Origin of the sequence: Rhodonellum sp., assembly GCF_030656585.1 — a bacterium.
GTDB lineage: Bacteria > Bacteroidota > Bacteroidia > Cytophagales > Cyclobacteriaceae > Rhodonellum > Rhodonellum psychrophilum.
Window position 1 is genome coordinate 21,583 of sequence record NZ_JAUSPP010000023.1, and the last position, 15,963, is coordinate 37,545.

At 41.4% G+C, this 15,963-nt stretch carries 15 protein-coding genes; 10 read left to right on the forward strand and 5 right to left on the reverse strand.

The features are described 5' to 3' along the window. Positions 1-9 precede the first annotated feature (9 nt). From Q7J63_RS04980 to Q7J63_RS04990, 3 genes are read left to right on the forward strand one after another with little or no spacing between them, the layout of a single operon-like run. Complete coding sequence (locus tag Q7J63_RS04980; protein WP_304884444.1) at positions 10-1,671, forward strand: ABC transporter substrate-binding protein; 1,662 nt, start codon at positions 10-12, stop codon at positions 1,669-1,671. 12 nt (positions 1,672-1,683) lie between these two features. Beyond that, positions 1,684-2,976, forward strand: coding sequence for a glutamate-1-semialdehyde 2,1-aminomutase (hemL, locus tag Q7J63_RS04985; protein WP_304884446.1), 1,293 nt, complete (start codon positions 1,684-1,686; stop codon positions 2,974-2,976). A 30-nt stretch (positions 2,977-3,006) separates the two neighbouring features. After that, a complete protein-coding gene (locus Q7J63_RS04990) occupies positions 3,007-3,360 on the forward strand; it encodes a Spx/MgsR family RNA polymerase-binding regulatory protein (RefSeq protein WP_304884448.1) in 354 nt (117 codons plus the stop codon). A gap of 70 nt (positions 3,361-3,430) precedes the next feature. On the opposite strand, the gene Q7J63_RS04995 is transcribed toward Q7J63_RS04990, so the two are convergent. Continuing rightward, complete coding sequence (locus Q7J63_RS04995) at positions 3,431-4,387, reverse strand: NAD-dependent epimerase/dehydratase family protein (RefSeq protein ID WP_304884449.1); 957 nt, start codon at positions 4,385-4,387, stop codon at positions 3,431-3,433. Between the two features lie 149 nt (positions 4,388-4,536). On the opposite strand from Q7J63_RS04995, the gene kbl reads away from it, so the two are divergent. Next, on the forward strand, positions 4,537-5,733 hold the full coding sequence (kbl, locus tag Q7J63_RS05000) for a glycine C-acetyltransferase (protein ID WP_304884451.1): 1,197 nt from the start codon (positions 4,537-4,539) through the stop codon (positions 5,731-5,733). A 5-nt stretch (positions 5,734-5,738) separates the two neighbouring features. Here kbl and cdaA read toward each other — a convergent pair whose 3' ends face one another. Together cdaA and folP are read right to left on the reverse strand one after the other, a co-directional pair. Continuing rightward, the gene (cdaA, locus tag Q7J63_RS05005; RefSeq protein WP_304884453.1) at positions 5,739-6,605 is read right to left on the reverse strand and encodes a diadenylate cyclase CdaA; all 867 of its coding nucleotides are present in this window, start codon (positions 6,603-6,605) and stop codon (positions 5,739-5,741) included. Continuing rightward, positions 6,602-7,486, reverse strand: a complete 885-nt coding sequence (gene folP, locus Q7J63_RS05010) for a dihydropteroate synthase (RefSeq protein WP_304884455.1) — start codon at positions 7,484-7,486, stop codon at positions 6,602-6,604. Before folP ends, cdaA begins: the two co-directional genes overlap by 4 nt. Positions 7,487-7,500: 14 nt before the next feature. Here folP and Q7J63_RS05015 point away from each other — a divergent pair, with 14 nt between their 5' ends. From Q7J63_RS05015 to Q7J63_RS05025, 3 genes are read left to right on the forward strand one after another with little or no spacing between them, the layout of a single operon-like run. Continuing rightward, positions 7,501-8,046 (forward strand): DUF1599 domain-containing protein, encoded by a 546-nt coding sequence (locus Q7J63_RS05015; protein WP_304884457.1) that lies wholly within the window; start codon positions 7,501-7,503, stop codon positions 8,044-8,046. Next, positions 8,039-9,139, forward strand: a complete 1,101-nt coding sequence (locus tag Q7J63_RS05020) for a BT_3928 family protein (protein ID WP_304884459.1) — start codon at positions 8,039-8,041, stop codon at positions 9,137-9,139. The genes Q7J63_RS05015 and Q7J63_RS05020 overlap by 8 nt, the downstream gene beginning before the upstream one ends. Further along, positions 9,136-9,666, forward strand: a complete 531-nt coding sequence (locus Q7J63_RS05025; RefSeq protein ID WP_304884461.1) for a shikimate kinase — start codon at positions 9,136-9,138, stop codon at positions 9,664-9,666. The genes Q7J63_RS05020 and Q7J63_RS05025 overlap by 4 nt, the downstream gene beginning before the upstream one ends. Here the strand turns inward: Q7J63_RS05025 and Q7J63_RS05030 are convergent. Continuing rightward, complete coding sequence (locus Q7J63_RS05030) at positions 9,656-11,176, reverse strand: OmpP1/FadL family transporter (RefSeq protein ID WP_304884463.1); 1,521 nt, start codon at positions 11,174-11,176, stop codon at positions 9,656-9,658. The genes Q7J63_RS05025 and Q7J63_RS05030 overlap by 11 nt on opposite strands. Positions 11,177-11,295: 119 nt before the next feature. Then, positions 11,296-12,675, reverse strand: a complete 1,380-nt coding sequence (locus Q7J63_RS05035) for a hypothetical protein (RefSeq protein ID WP_304884465.1) — start codon at positions 12,673-12,675, stop codon at positions 11,296-11,298. 132 nt (positions 12,676-12,807) lie between these two features. Between Q7J63_RS05035 and proS the strand changes: the two genes are divergently transcribed. From proS to floA, 3 genes are all read left to right on the forward strand, one after another. Beyond that, the gene (gene proS, locus Q7J63_RS05040; protein WP_304884467.1) at positions 12,808-14,289 is read left to right on the forward strand and encodes a proline--tRNA ligase; all 1,482 of its coding nucleotides are present in this window, start codon (positions 12,808-12,810) and stop codon (positions 14,287-14,289) included. Between the two features lie 192 nt (positions 14,290-14,481). Further along, the gene (locus Q7J63_RS05045) at positions 14,482-14,943 is read left to right on the forward strand and encodes an NfeD family protein (protein ID WP_019599183.1); all 462 of its coding nucleotides are present in this window, start codon (positions 14,482-14,484) and stop codon (positions 14,941-14,943) included. Between the two features lie 3 nt (positions 14,944-14,946). Next, the gene (gene floA / locus Q7J63_RS05050; RefSeq protein ID WP_019599182.1) at positions 14,947-15,963 is read left to right on the forward strand and encodes a flotillin-like protein FloA; all 1,017 of its coding nucleotides are present in this window, start codon (positions 14,947-14,949) and stop codon (positions 15,961-15,963) included.

Consider the following 15,963-nt stretch of genomic DNA (forward strand, 5'->3'; position numbering starts at 1 on the left):
AAATATTCTATGAGAAGCCTTTTGTTGCTATTAATTTTGATTCCTGTATTTGTAACGAATACTTACGCTCAGGACAATTTAGCCAATTATAAAAGAGCCAAAACCCTGATCGGTTATGGGAATTACAAAGAGGCCATGGGTCTTTTGGTGCCTTACATGGATGACACCAAATTTGGAGAGCTTTCCAAATACGCCACTTACCATTTTGCACATGCCGGATACCTCAACAATCAATTTGAATTGGCCTCCACATCACTAAAGCCGCTATTGGAAGTCAAATCATGGAGAAAACTGGATGATGCAAAATATTTATATGCTTTGGCAAATTTCCAGAAAAAAGATAATTTATCAGCATTAGTCGCAATTTCAGAAATTAAAGATGCTAACCTCTTTAAAGAGGCAGAAAAAGCCAGCTATATTTTTCTTAAAAATGAATCCGTGAGTTTTTTAACTTCAAATCTTTCCAAATTCAACGCCAACCAAGGTTTTATGCAAGCCTTGAAAGAAAAACTGGAAAGCCAAACCATCATGTCCACTGATGAAAAGGCAATCTACAACCAGGTCAAATCCGCGAAAATAGAGGATGGAATTGCGAAGAAAGAAAAAAATAAAAACCCTCAATTTTTGGATGTGGCAGTCATCCTTCCTTTCAATTATTCCGGGGGTTCCGGAGTAAACAATCTAAATGCACACAACTTTATCTTTGAGCTTTACCAAGGATTAAAATTAGGTGTCGATGAATTGAATAAAAATGGCAAGAAAGTAAACTTACGCTCTTTCGATTCTGCAAGAAATCCCGAAAAATTAAAACAAATATTGGCAGATCCATTTCTGGAAATAGCAGATATCATCGTGGGCCCGGTATACCCTGAGGAAACTGAAATAGTGGCTGCTTTTGCAGAAAACAATGACATTCCCTTTATCAACCCTTTGTCCAACGTAGATGAAAAATTTGAAGCCTATGACTTTGCTTATTTGTTTAGGCCTTCGGTCTCTTCCATCAGCCAAGGATTGATGGATTTTTCAAGAAAAAATCTTGAAGGAAAAAGAATTGCTATCGCATATTCCGGAGCCACTCGAGATGAGCTTTTGTCGAAACAAACTGCAGAATTGGCGGTTAAATTGGGGTACCAAATCGTTGCAAATAAATCGGTGAATGAAAAAGACATCCGTACTTTTTTCTCAAACTTGAACGTTTCGAGAAATTCAAATCCGAAAGCAGACATGGTGTTTGTTTTTTCGGATGACCCAAACATTGCGTCCCCCATTTTCGGATTACTCGAATCCATCAATGTGGATTTGCCGATCTTCGTAATGGACAGTTGGCTTTACTTCAATTTCGCCAATTATGAAATGCTGGAAAACCAAAACCTACGGTTTATTGGCAACAATGCTGTCAGGTTGGAAAGTCCTGAGGTAGAGAATTTCAAAAATGGATTTTATAAGCAATTCAACACATTCCCTTCTTTCAATGCCCATTTAGGATATGACTTGGCCTATTGGCTTCATGAATCCATCAACGTCAATGAAGGTTTTGACCTCAGAAAGAATTTAGACAAAAAAGGTTTCAGGAAGGGGAAAATATCCTACGGAACTAATTTTCAAAACAGTAAGAATAACCGATACATACCCATCTTCAAATTGGAAGACGGTGTTTTGATCGAAAAATAAAATTCAGTTTACATGCAAATCACCAAAAGCAAGGCCTTATTTGAAAAGGCGAAGCAATTTATCCCAGGGGGAGTAAATTCCCCTGTCCGTGCCTTTCGTGCTGTCGGAGGAGACCCCCTGTTTATCAAAAGGGCCGATGGCGCCTTCATTTACGACGAGGATGAAAACTCCTACATTGAGCTGATCAATAGCTGGGGACCAATGATTTTGGGTCACAACCCTCCCCTGATCCGAGAAGCTGTCATCAAAGCCATGGAAAAAGGAACATCCTTCGGTGCGCCAACTGCTCACGAGGTGGAAATGGCAGAATTAATTGCCAAGATGGTTCCTTCTGTTGAAAAAGTAAGGATGGTAAATTCAGGTACCGAAGCCACCATGTCAGCGATCAGGCTTGCCAGAGGATATACAGGCAAAGATAAATTCATCAAATTGGAAGGACATTACCACGGACATGGCGATTCATTCTTGATTTCGGCCGGTTCTGGAGCCATCACATTGGGATCCCCTGATTCTCCTGGTGTAACCAAAGGCACAGCCAAAGACACATTATTGGCTCCATACAACAATCTGGAGGCCATCGAAAATTTGGTTGCAATCCACAAAGGAGAAATTGCTGCCTTGATATTAGAGCCTGTTCCCGGCAATATGGGATTGGTTACACCTGCCCCTGGTTACCTCGAAGGGCTAAGGAAAATCTGCGATAAAGAAGGAATCCTATTGATCTTTGATGAAGTCATGACAGGTTTTCGTTTGGCAAAAGGTGGCGCCCAAGAAATGTATGGCGTGATCCCGGATTTGACTACACTAGGAAAAATCATCGGAGGCGGACTTCCCGTAGGCGCATATGGGGGAAAGAAAGAAATCATGGACTTTGTCTCTCCTTCAGGACCTGTCTATCAAGCGGGCACACTTTCTGGCAACCCGATCGCCATGACTGCCGGCCTTGTGATGCTTCATCACTTGGATGAAAATCCAGAGGTTTATACCCGCCTGAATGCCATTGGAAGCAAGATCACAACCGGTTTCCAAGCAACATTGGATAAATTGGGATTGGATTACACCATCAATCACGTGGGTAGTATGTATAGCCTATTTTTCTCCAACCATGCGGTTACGGATTTTGAATCCGCAAAAAAGTCCGATACGGTGCTGTTTGGGAAATATTTTCAAGCCATGCTGAAAAGGGGAATCTATCTTGCTCCTTCTCAATTTGAAAGCCTCTTCCTTTCCACAGCCCTATCCGATGATTTGATTGCCAAGATTATTTCAGCGAACGAGGAATCCTTGATTGAAATCCACCAATAAAGACAGCACTTAAGTTTAAAACAAAAAAACATGAGCCTTATTGTTTACGGAATTAAAAACTGCGATACCATGAAAAAAACCTTCTCCTTTCTGGAGGCAGAAGGTATTGAATATGATTTCGTAGACTATAAAAAGAAAGCCCCATCTGAGGATTTATTGTTGAAATTCGAATCAATAGTCGGGATAGAATCTTTGATCAACAAAAGAGGAACAACTTTCAGGAAATTAACCGATTCGGAAAAATCCCTTTTGGAAAACAGAGAATCTGCCATTAAAATCCTGATGGAAAAAAGCAGTATGATCAAAAGACCCATTGTGGAATTTCCAAGTGGACAATTGGTATTGGGATTTGATCCGGAGGAAATCAGACTCAAAAACAAATAAAAAAAGGGCATGGATCGGCTTTGCATAAACCGATCCATGCCCTTTGAAACATTTAAAACCTACTTGCTTTTTATTTCAAATACTCCATGTAAGTGGGTAAATTGGACAGAATCACTTTTGTCATTTTGTCCAGATCATAGTCATGCTTCCAACCCCAGTCTTGCCTTGCAACAGAATCATCAATACTATCTGGCCAGCTGTCTGCGATTGACTGTCTGAAATCAGGTGCGTAACTGATCGAAAAATCGGGGAAGTGTTTTTTGATACTTTGGAAGATTTCTTGAGGAGAAAAACTCATGGCCGCCAAATTGTAACTAGACCTTACCTTTATTTTTTCTAAAGGAGCATTCATCAAATCGAGTGTTGCCTTAATGGCATCCGGCATGAACATCATCGGCAAAAGGGTGTTCTCACTCAAGAAAGACACAAAAGGCTCTCCGGCAATCGCTTTATGATAGATATCGACTGCATAATCAGTCGTTCCTCCGCCTGGTAGTGATTTGTAACCAATCAATCCCGGGTACCTGAGACTTCTTACATCTACATTGTATTTTTGAAAATAGTATTCACACCATCTTTCTCCCGCTTGTTTCGATATCCCGTAAACGGTATTGGGTTCTTTCACACAATATTGAGGGGTATTGATTTTGGGCGTATTCGGCCCAAAAACCGCAATAGAAGAAGGCCAATAAATCTTATCGAGTTTTTCCTCCCTCGCCAACTCCAAAACAAAAAGTAAGCTCTCCATATTAAGGTGCCAAGCAAATAGTGGCTTTTGCTCTCCGGTGGCAGACAACACCGCTGCCAGATGGTAGATTTGTTTGACATTTTGGGTTTTAACCAATTTTCTCAAGGCATCTCTATCCATCACATCCAGCACGGCAGTCCTACAAAAATCCAACTTTTCGATTGCCAAGGGATTAATGTCGGCGGCAATGACATTGTCACCACCATATTGTGAAGCAAGCGCCTGTGACAATTCTGACCCAAGTTGTCCAGCTGCTCCGATTATAAGAATTCTTTCCATTGTTTGACTTTTGACCTCTTAGTTACCTCAAACCTGCTGAGGTTTTTTGATTATATTTGGGAATTGATTGTTACAAAAATAATGATTTCATTGAATGATTTTCATTTAATTCAAAGAAGTGTTTTCTTTAAAATTCGAAAAAAACTAATATGTACGACACCTTAAAGCCCAAATTACAAAAAGAGTTAAAAGAAATAGAATCTGCAGGCCTCTTTAAAAAGGAAAGAGTCATCACTTCTCCCCAAGCTGCAGAGATCACCATCTCTGGGGGACAAAAAGTATTGAACTTTTGTGCAAACAATTACCTGGGTTTATCTTCTCACCCAAAGGTAATCGAAGCCGCAAAAACTGCGATCGACACGCATGGATTTGGAATGTCCTCAGTTAGATTTATTTGTGGGACCCAAGACATCCATAAGGAACTCGAAAGGAAAATATCGGAATTTTTGGGCACCGAAGACACCATTTTGTATGCTGCTGCATTTGATGCAAATGGTGGGGTTTTCGAGCCGATTTTTGGCCCAGAAGACGCCATTATTTCTGATGCACTCAATCATGCCTCCATCATCGATGGCGTTCGACTATGCAAGGCCATGCGGTTTAGATACCTGCACAATGACATGACAGACCTGGAAGCCCAACTTCAGGATGCCGAAGCCAAAGGCGCCCAACAGAAGATCATCGTCACAGATGGTGTCTTTTCCATGGATGGCACCATTGCCCAACTGGATAAAATTGTCGCTTTGGCAGAAAAATATGGGGCCTTGGTCATGTCTGATGAATGCCATTCCACTGGATTTATGGGCAAAACAGGAAGGGGCGTCCATGAATTGAAGGGGGTAGTAGGAAAGATCGATATCATCACTGGTACTTTGGGGAAAGCCTTGGGTGGCGCTTCCGGAGGATTTACTTCCGGAAGAAAAGAAATCGTGGAATTGCTTAGACAAAGATCCAGACCCTATTTATTTTCCAATACACTTGCACCTTCGATTACCGGAGCATCCATTGCCGTCCTAGATCTGTTATCGGAGACTACCCAATTAAGGGATAAGTTGGAAGAAAACACAAAGTACTTCAGGTCTAAAATCACTGAGGCTGGTTTTGATGTCAAACCAGGTGAACATCCAATCGTACCGATTATGCTTTATGATGCTGTTTTGTCACAAAAAATGGCTGAGAAACTATTGGAAAAAGGAGTCTATGTGATCGGCTTTTATTTCCCAGTCGTACCCAAGGGACAAGCCCGAATAAGAGTCCAAATTTCTGCCGGGCACGAAAGAGCGCATTTGGATACCGCCATCCAATCCTTCATTGAAGTTGGAAAAGAACTTGGTGTATTGAAATAAAAATTTTATGCCTTTGAAGGGGAAGGTGAGAACTTTCCCCTTTCATATACAGAAATCGATTCAAATTTATCATCGATATCATTGCCACTCAAGTATCCATTGATCAACTCCCTCACTTCTTGAAAAGAAAGATTGTGAAGAATTTTTCCGTTTTTGGCCAAAGAAGTCTGTCCCGTCTCCTCTGAAACAATCAGCACCAGCGTATCAGTGGCCTCTGACATGCCGATAGCAGCACGATGCCTCAATCCAAATTGTGCCGGCACATCCCTTTCCGTTACAGGTAGAATACACCTCGCCGCTTTCACTTTTCCATTGTAAATGATCACTGCTCCATCATGCAATGGGCTGTACTTGTTGAATATTGAAATCAATAGCCGTTTGGAAACCAATGCATCCAAAAGATCTCCGCTTTCCGCATAGAATTTCAGCTCAGAATTATTGGAAATCACCATCAAGGCACCCATGTTGGTTCCCGCAAGGGCTTTGGATGCTTCAATGATTGGATTGATATTAAATGCTTCTGTCTCCCTTTTTCTCCAAAACAACAATTCTTGAAGAATATTTTCATTTGAGAGAATGGAAGATTTACCAATGATCATCAAGAATTTTCTGATTTCTGGAGCAAAAATAATGATAGCAGCAATGACACCGACTCCCATAAATTGGCCCAAAATAATGGAAAGCAACTCCATCCTCAAGGCACTCACCAAAAGGTAAACGAGATATATGGAAAGAAATCCCAAAAAAATCTTAATGGCAACACTACCCCTTAGAAGCTTGTAAATTTGGTACAATAGCATGCTCACCAATGTAATATCAATGATATTGACAATGGATATTTCTAAAAAACCAATTTTGAAAAGTAAAATCAAGGGTTAAGTTGTTTATATAATTTGACTGTTTCTACTGCTTCTTTCACGTCGTGTACCCTTAGAATATTCGCGCCTTGTATTAAGGCAACCATGTTGAGAGCTGTCGTTCCATTTAAGGCTTCTTCCGGTGTGCAATCCAACGGTTTATAGATCATCGACTTCCTTGACAATCCAACCAAGATGGGTACCTGATTTATCTTAAAATAAGACAATTTTTTTAGAATATAGTAATTTTGCTCCAATGTTTTGGAAAAACCGAATCCTGGGTCAAGTATAACATCATTAATGCCAGCTTTTTTGCATTGGTTCAATTTTCTGGAGAAATTTTGTGCAATCTCCAAAATAATATTTTCATAGCCCGTTTTCTCCTGCATATTTTGGGGATTGCCTCTCATATGCATGGCAATATAAGGAACCGAAAGCTTACCCACGGCTTCTAACATTTCCGTATCAAGGTCCCCTGAAGAAATATCGTTGACAATATCCGCACCTATATGTACCGCTTCCTTGGCAACATTTGCCCTAAATGTGTCAATGGAAACCAAACAATCAGGGAAATGAATCTTGATTTTTTCAATAACAGGAAGAATACGGTCCATTTCCTCTTCCACAGAAACCATGGCTGCACCGGGTCGGCTGCTGTAACCTCCGACATCAATGATTTTGGCTCCCTCTAAAAGCATTTTTTCTACGCGAAAAACAACTTCATCAAGCGTCTTTTGCACCCTACTACCAACAAAAAAGGAATCGGGAGTTACATTTAAAATACCCATGACCCAGGGTTCCTCCAATAATAATAGCTTTCCTTTACTTCTAAGTGTTATTTTTGGGGTAAATAATTTATCTTCGATTTCAGAAGAAGAATTCAAAATATTGTTCATTAAACATCATTGCTTTGAAAACGCAAACCATCAGCGAATATAACCAAGTTATCCACCTTTGTAAAGAACTTTTTAAGAAGAAAACAATAGATTATGGTACTTCTTGGAGAATTTTAAGACTTCCTTCCATTACCGATCAAATATTTATAAAAGCCCAGCGCATCCGCTCCATTCAGGAAAAGGATACACAAAAAATAAGTGACCCAATTGCAGATGAATTCGTGGGCATCATCAATTATAGCCTAATTGCCTTGATGCAGATTAGCCTGAAAGATGATCCCCGCCTAGAACTTTCTTATGAGGAAATTGAATCCATTTACGATCATTGGGTCGATGCAACTCGTGGCTTGTTGGAAAACAAAAACCATGATTATGGAGAGGCCTGGAGGGACATGCGTGTTGCATCGATGACGGACATAATCCTTATGAAGCTCTTTCGCGTCAAACAAATTGAAGACAACCAGGGAAAGACAATCGTTTCAGAAGGAATTGAGGCGAATTATCAAGACATGATCAATTATGCCGTTTTCTGCTTAATAAAATTAGAAAACCATGTTTAAACAAGGAATGTTGCTCATTATTAGGATGATCGTCGGTGGATTGTTTATTTTCTCAGGACTGATCAAAATCAATGACCCAGTGGGCACCGCCATTAAGTTGGAAGAATATTTTGATGTTTTTTCCAATGACATTGCCTCCTTTTTTTATCTGTTCAAAGAATTTTCATTATCCATTGCCGTAGTTTTGGTGGTTTTGGAAGTTGTCTTGGGGATTATGCTGATTTTGGGCGTCCGTTTAAAAGTAACGGTTTGGGCCCTTGGCTTGATGATTTTGTTTTTCACTTTCCTGACATTCTATTCTGCTTATTTTAATAAGGTTACAGACTGCGGATGTTTTGGGGACGCCATCAAACTCACTCCATGGGAATCTTTCTTCAAGGACATCTTTTTGTTGATTTTGATTGGAATCTTGTTCTTTTTCAGAAAAGATTTGGTTAATAATTATCAACCTTGGGCAACCTGGACAGTCAGGATAAGTGTGATAGTATCTGTTATTTTGGCGATCACGGCCATCCGAAACCTTCCATTTATCGACTTTCGGGCATACAAGGAGGGCGTGAATATCCCGCTGGCCATGCAACCCTCTGCGCCTTTGGAATATAGTTATGTGATGAAAAAGGAGGGCAAAGAATTTGTATTTGACCAATATCCAACGGATGAATCCTACGAATTTTTGGAAATGAATCTCAATAATGAAGAAGCCCTTCCCAAAATATCGGATTTTGCCATATGGAATACAGAGGGCGATTTTACGGAAGGCATTTTAACTGGAGACAAAGCCTTGATTATGGTCACCAATATTTCAAAGCTTGAAACCTCCAATTTGACCGAAATCGACGAAATGATAAAAGGTCTGAAGGGAAGTGGCATCGAAGCTGTTTTGGTTGCGGCATCTTCCGAAACAGAAATCCACACCTTGATTGATTCGAGAAATTGGGACGTAAAGGGGTATCAGGGGGATGCCACCGTTATCAAAACGATCATGCGGTCAAATCCTGGAGTGATGCTGCTTCAAAACGGAGTGGTTCTGAAAAAGTACCATTACAGAAATACCCCTGACCCTGAGGTGGTTAAATTGCTTTATGGACGATGAAAGATCCAGTTAAAATAGTTTTGGTTGGATTGCCGGGCTCGGGAAAATCGACTTTTGGAAAGAAATTGGCCCTTCAACTCCATTTCGAATTCATCGATCTCGACCATTTGATCGAAAAAGAAACCCACCAAAAAATCCCTCACATCTTTCAATCCGTAGGAGAAGGTGGTTTCAGGGAACTCGAGACCATCTATCTGAAACAGGTTTTGAGCAGGGAAGCTGGGTTTGTACTGTCAACGGGCGGGGGCACACCTTGCTTCAACGACAACATGGACTTGATCAACAAACACGCAATTTCGGTTTACCTTGACGTGGCATTGAGTGAACTCCATTCACGACTCAAGACCGATGTTACAGGAAAAAGGCCAATGTTTGCTGGACTTGACGAAGCAGAAATGATACTCAAGCTTAAAAATCTTTATGCCCAGCGGGTTTTGTTTTATGATCAGGCAAAAATAAAGCTCAGTGGAGAGGACATCTCCACTGAGCTTTTGATATCAGAATTAATGGTGTTTTTTAGAAGTTAAAACCCACGGTCACCATCCCGGATGTCATCTTGTTTTTCACCTGCGTAATTGGCCCGGAGTTTATTCCATTGGATTCAATAACCGGATAGGAATTGTAAACTTGATCAAAGTAAGTTCCTGATAAGGCGAAATCGACATACACTTTCTTTAGTCGCACGCCTAGTCCTCCATTGAATTGCTGGGTGCTCCTGTCTACATTGCTGTTTACGAAAGGATCTCCGTAGAAGGCATATCCAGCCCTTACTCTCCAGATGTCAAACCTGTATTCCCCACCTATTCGGTAGTTGATGGCTGTTCCATAAATAGCTCTTATTTCAGCATTGTCTGCGTTGGGATTGAAATCCTTGGAATTGATCCGGCTGCTACTGTAATCCAGAAAATCCACATCGGCTGAGATAAATCCATTTTTACCAATGAAGTAGGTAGCTCCTCCGCTAAGTCTCAATGGTGTATTTAGATTATATGTACCCAAAATAATTTGGGTAGAGGCCTCTTCACGACCCAATGTTTCTCCCTCATCCTCGTAAAAGAAATTGTCAAAGAAATTAACAATCCTTGCATCATATTCCTCATTCAACCTGTACCAGGTGGGGGATTGGAAATTCAGCCCAAGATTTAATTGATCCACCGGCTTATAAATTACTCCCAAATTCACATTGGCACCAAAACCATTGATCCTCAAATTCTCTTGTAGGGAAGAATTAATCAAGGGTTGTTCGAAGAATTCTTCATTGTAAGTTTTGGTCGATGTATAATTAATGGAGGTGAGACCTATGCCACCGCCGACAAAGAGTTTGTTGTCAAAATTTGCTCCATAAGAAAAACTGGTTTGGTTGGCACTCCCTTCTGTTGTGACGATTTCATCCTGAAAAGGCTGCCCCAATACAAAGGAATCGTACTGGGATGGATTATTGATCGGATTGCCAGCTTCATCAAAAGCAATGGGATTGATCAGGTAAGATTGGTATGCCAAGCCCGTCAACCCAAAACTTTCAATTTGATTTTCTGGAATACCCGAAGCGTCCTGCAAGAAAAAATCAATGATCGAGGAATTTCCTTCAATGTCTGAAAAGAAACCAAACTGATTGTTGAAGTTGGCTACCCTATTGAAACTGATCCCAAAAGACCCACCCCTGAATTTCCCTGGTTGAAGCGGTCCTTTTGGTTTGCTTATAACCAATCCTAGGTTTGGAACGGAAAAATTGCCGGTTCGATCTTCTTGGATTTGGCCAAGATAATTGGATTCGGAAAGCCAATTGGTAAAGGAGGGAGAAATACTGAATTCTGACTGCCTGAAAAAGCCCAAACCGGCAGGGTTACCATGGACGTTGGAGATGTCTCCACCCAGTGACATTTGGGCTCCTCCGATCCCTGTAATACGGGCAGAACCAGTCGATCTAAATTGACTGAACCGCAATGCATCTTCAAAGTATCCACTCTGGGAAAATGCATCTGACATTGCCAATCCTCCCACAACAAGCGTGATGAATATCTTTTTGACTGAAATCATAAAACTGATTTTTGGATATTTTAAGATAAGGTGTTAAACCAACTTTAAACAAATCATTTGAATAAAGTATAGATTTGATTTAACGAGAAAGTTAAAAAAAAGATAAAAAAAAAGGGGAATTAATTCCCCCTTCCTCCTCTTGATCCTCCAGAACTGGCGCCACCACCACCGCTGCTACTTCTTCCTCCTCCAACGCTTCCTCCTCCTACACTACCACCAGTGCTTCTGCTTGGTGCGCTATAAGATGGAGAAGAATTTCTAGTTGGGGTTGAATTTCCGCTCCTTGAAGGTGCAACCGTTCTGTTTGTTGGGCTGGTACTTCTATTATAAGAAGGATTAGCATTCCTGTTATAACTTGGAGATGAACCTCTGGATGGTGTAGTTCCATAAGTTGACCTTGTGTTTCTGGTATTCGGAGCCATGTTTCTGGTATTTGGGGCAGTATTGGTAGTTCCAACTCTGCTTCCTGTACGGCTCATTGCCGCAGATCCAACGTTTCTTGTGGAAGGTGCTGCTGAAGTTGTTCCAGCAACTCTACTTCTGGAATTTCCATAATAATCGTTTTGACTATTCCCGAAATCACGGCTTGACTGCCTTGCGTTAGGGGTAGAGGTCAAAGACCGACTGGATGTAGCATCCCTTCTCGCGGCTGCTCTTGAGGTACTTGGTACTGCAGCAGCATTCGCTCTGCTGGTAGTAGTCGCCAATCCTGCACCACGTGTAGGTCTGGCCCCTCTTACAATCTGACGGTTGTTGAATTCAGACCCAGGCAGGACATAAATTGGTCTACCGAAGCCTCCAAAACCATAGCCTGGATACATGCCTCCAAATGCCATTCCGTGGCCAAAACCTCCGAAGAAAGGATCATAAAATCCCATTCCAAATCCCCTCCTCATCCAAGGATTTCCAAAACCGAATCCCATCCCGATGGAAAGATTGAAACCTGGCCTAAAGCCAAAGGGAGACATCATGCCCATACCCATGGAAGGACCCCAAAAAGGATCGTAGAATCCCATTCCGAAAGGTGACATCATGCCCATTCCCATGCCCATTCCAAAAGGCGAAAAACCTCCCATAAACATGGAATTCATCATCCACGGGTTACCGAAACCTGAGTTGAAATTCCCAGCATTGCTGCTGTAATTGTTGTATACATTGATATTGCCTTGATTTGCCTGTACGTCAGATTCATCAAAATAAACCGTCTCATTTTCCGATCCTGCGTTTTGTTCCGCTTGATATTTGGCGATATATTCTGGATTCACATTTCTCGCAGAAAAATTCTCTTTCTCAAATTCTGCCGCATTGACATTCTTAAGGGATTGAAAATTTTGGGGATTGTTGTTATTAACCGCAAACTCAGTGGCAAGATTTGCATCCGATGCCATAAAATATAAATCGTCAGTCTCACCTTTCATGGCATTGTAACTGGTAGAACATGAGCTTAACATCACGATTAACCCTGCTCCTAAGACTGCGAATGTGTTTAATTTTTTCATTTGCTTGGTATTTTATTTAACACTATAACTATATACGTTCGTTATAGGAGAGGGTTATAATTTTTTAATTTATATTTGCCCACTATTCTTCCAAGCGAAGATAAAGAGATTTTTGAAACCAACAAATAAGAGATGAGTAAAGGATTGCCCAAAAGAAGCGAAGATTATTCATTGTGGTATAATGAATTGGTAAAAAGGGCCGACCTCGCTGAAAACTCGGCGGTTAGAGGTTGTATGGTGATCAAGCCCTATGGTTACTCCATTTGGGAAAAAATCCAAGCCCAGCTGGATATCATGTTCAAGGAAACCGGACATTCAAATGCCTATTTCCCCTTGTTTATTCCAAAATCTTATCTTTCCAAAGAAGCCAGCCACATAGAAGGTTTTGCAAAGGAATGCGCCGTGGTGACCCACTACAGGTTGAAAAATTCTGAAGACGGAAAGTCTGTGATCGTGGATCCAGACGCAAAATTGGAGGAAGAATTGATCGTCAGGCCCACTTCGGAAACAGTGATATGGAGTACTTATAAAAACTGGATCCAATCCTATCGTGACTTGCCCCTATTGGTAAATCAATGGGCCAATGTGGTCCGATGGGAAATGAGGACACGCTTGTTTTTAAGAACCTCGGAGTTTTTATGGCAGGAAGGCCACACCGCCCACGCCACAAAACAGGAAGCCATTGATGAAACCGTTCAAATGATGAACGTCTATGCCCAGTTTGCACAAGAATTTATGGCATTGCCTGTGGTCAAAGGAGTCAAAACTGAAAACGAACGTTTTGCAGGAGCGGTGGACACCTACTGCATCGAAGCCATGATGCAGGATGGAAAAGCACTTCAAGCAGGTACCTCCCACTTCTTGGGGCAGAATTTTGCCAAGGCTTTTGATGTGAAATTCGCAACGAAGGAAGGTGGACTTGAGTATGTTTGGGGAACTTCTTGGGGTGTAAGCACACGCTTGATGGGTGCCTTGATTATGGCACACTCTGATGACAATGGACTGGTGCTTCCTCCCAAACTGGCGCCTATTCAAGTGGTGATTATCCCCATATACAGAGGGGATGAAGAACTGGAAACCCTTTCCATAAAGGCAAAAGAAATCATGGCCAAATTAAAAGCCAAAGGGATTTCGGTAAAATTCGACAACCGCGACACTTTCAAACCGGGATGGAAATTTGCTGAATATGAACTGAAGGGAGTGCCCATTCGAATCGCTTTGGGTCCAAGAGATCTTGAAAACAATTCCCTTGAAATCGCAAGAAGAGACACCTTGACCAAAGAGACAATCCATTTGGACGGGGTCATTCTTGAAGATTACATCATTGGCTTATTGGATGAAATCCAGGAAAATATTTATCAAAAAGCATTTTCATTCAAAAATGAAATGACCACCGAAGCAGATACTTGGGAAGAATTCCAATCTATCTTGGATAACAAGGGAGGCTTTGTTTCCGCGCATTGGGATGGTACTACTGCAACCGAGGAAAAAATCAAGGAACTTTCCAAGGCCACGATCAGATGCATTCCCTTGGACAGGAAAGAAGAGGAAGGAAAGTGTATCCTTACTGGCCAACCATCAAGTGGTCGGGTACTTTTCGCAAGAGCGTATTGATAATATATGTATATAATCGATGGATTTCAGAACCCCAAATCCTAAATTCAGGTTTTATGGTTTTGGAATCCATCGATTTATTTTTTGATGATTTCAGATTTTTTTAGTTTTAAACAGTTATTCCTACGAAGATTGGGATTATGGTTTTTTGAAACCAATTAATCTACCTAATTTGAACAAAAATAGACAATTATGACTTTGTTGATTTTAGGGAGCCTTTTGACAATCGGATTGATCCTTGTATTATTGGAGATTTTGTTTGTCCCAGGGACAACTTTGGTTGGGCTTTTGGGAGTTCTGGTGACCGCAGCAGGCATTTATTACGCATTCATAAAGCTTGACAGTCAACTTGCGTGGATGATTTTAGGAATCACTATACTGGTGAATTTTACAGCCCTTTTTTATGGGTTCAAATCAGGGGTTTGGAAGAAATTTGCCTTGAAAGAGACCATCTCCAATAGAACATTTGATGATCGCCTATTGGGATTGACCCTTGGACTTGAAGGCAAGGCGGTTTCTGACATCAAACCTATTGGGAAAGCTGAGTTTTTGGATAAAATCTATGAAGTTAAATCAGAAGCAGGCTTGATCCCCGTCGGAAAAACAGTCATCATACACAAATTGGAAAACAATAAAATCATCGTAAAATCATAAACTATGGAAATGACCAATTCGGCTTTTATTTTATTTGCAGCTTTTGCCGGGCTGATTTTGTTATTTGTCTTCCTTTATTTTATTCCCGTAAATCTTTGGATCACGGCAGTCTTCTCCAACGTGAAAGTAGGAATCGGAGAATTGATCGGAATGAGAATCAGGAAGGTTCCCCCGGGAATCATTGTCAACGCCATGATCACCGCAACCAAAGCGGGATTAGACCTGACTACGAATGATTTGGAAACCCATTTCTTGGCAGGCGGAAACGTCCCAAATGTAATTAGGGCCCTAATATCCGCTGATAAGGCAAATATTGCACTGAGCTTTAAACAAGCCACAGCAATAGACCTAGCGGGTCGAGATGTCTTCGAGGCAGTTCAGATTTCCGTAAACCCAAAGGTGATCAACACCCCAAATGTGGCTGCTGTGGCTGCGGATGGGATTCAGCTGATTGCAAAAGCGAGGGTAACCGTAAGAGCAAACATCGCACAGTTGGTCGGTGGAGCGGGAGAAGAAACGATTTTGGCGCGTGTTGGCGAAGGAATCGTGACTTCAATAGGTTCTTCACAAAACCACAAAAGTGTATTGGAAAATCCTGACAGGATTTCGAAATTGGTGTTAGAAAGGGGCTTGGATGCAGGAACTGCATTTGAAATCCTCTCGATCGATATCGCTGACATCGATGTGGGAACAAATATTGGCGCCAAGCTTCAAATCGACCAAGCGTCTGCCGACTTGAAAGTGGCAGAAGCTAGAGCGGAAGAAAGAAGGGCAATGGCCGTTGCCTTGGAACAAGAAATGAAAGCGAAAGCTGTAGAAATGCGTGCAAAGGTAATCGAGGCTGAAGCTGAGGTTCCAAAAGCCATTGCTGAGGCATTCAGATCAGGAAAACTGGGCATTATGGATTACTACAGGATGGAAAACATTAAATCCGACACGGATATGCGATCCTCTATCGCCGGAACGGATTCCGGAAGTGCGGGAGACAGCACCAAAAACAAATCCGGTGACAAAAAATAA

Excerpts from the sequence above, each read along its gene's own strand:
- Q7J63_RS04980 (WP_304884444.1), top strand. The coding sequence starts at position 10 with ATGAGAAGCCTTTTGTTGCTATTAATTTTGATTCCTGTATTTGTAACG.
- hemL (WP_304884446.1), top strand. The coding sequence starts at position 1,684 with ATGCAAATCACCAAAAGCAAGGCCTTATTTGAAAAGGCGAAGCAATTT.
- Q7J63_RS04990 (WP_304884448.1), top strand. The coding sequence starts at position 3,007 with ATGAGCCTTATTGTTTACGGAATTAAAAACTGCGATACCATGAAAAAA.
- Q7J63_RS04995 (WP_304884449.1), bottom strand. The coding sequence starts at position 4,387 with ATGGAAAGAATTCTTATAATCGGAGCAGCTGGACAACTTGGGTCAGAA.
- kbl (WP_304884451.1), top strand. The coding sequence starts at position 4,537 with ATGTACGACACCTTAAAGCCCAAATTACAAAAAGAGTTAAAAGAAATA.
- folP (WP_304884455.1), bottom strand. The coding sequence starts at position 7,486 with ATGAACAATATTTTGAATTCTTCTTCTGAAATCGAAGATAAATTATTT.
- Q7J63_RS05020 (WP_304884459.1), top strand. The coding sequence starts at position 8,039 with ATGTTTAAACAAGGAATGTTGCTCATTATTAGGATGATCGTCGGTGGA.
- Q7J63_RS05025 (WP_304884461.1), top strand. The coding sequence starts at position 9,136 with ATGAAAGATCCAGTTAAAATAGTTTTGGTTGGATTGCCGGGCTCGGGA.
- Q7J63_RS05030 (WP_304884463.1), bottom strand. The coding sequence starts at position 11,176 with ATGATTTCAGTCAAAAAGATATTCATCACGCTTGTTGTGGGAGGATTG.
- Q7J63_RS05035 (WP_304884465.1), bottom strand. The coding sequence starts at position 12,675 with ATGAAAAAATTAAACACATTCGCAGTCTTAGGAGCAGGGTTAATCGTG.
- proS (WP_304884467.1), top strand. The coding sequence starts at position 12,808 with ATGAGTAAAGGATTGCCCAAAAGAAGCGAAGATTATTCATTGTGGTAT.
- Q7J63_RS05045 (WP_019599183.1), top strand. The coding sequence starts at position 14,482 with ATGACTTTGTTGATTTTAGGGAGCCTTTTGACAATCGGATTGATCCTT.
- floA (WP_019599182.1), top strand. The coding sequence starts at position 14,947 with ATGGAAATGACCAATTCGGCTTTTATTTTATTTGCAGCTTTTGCCGGG.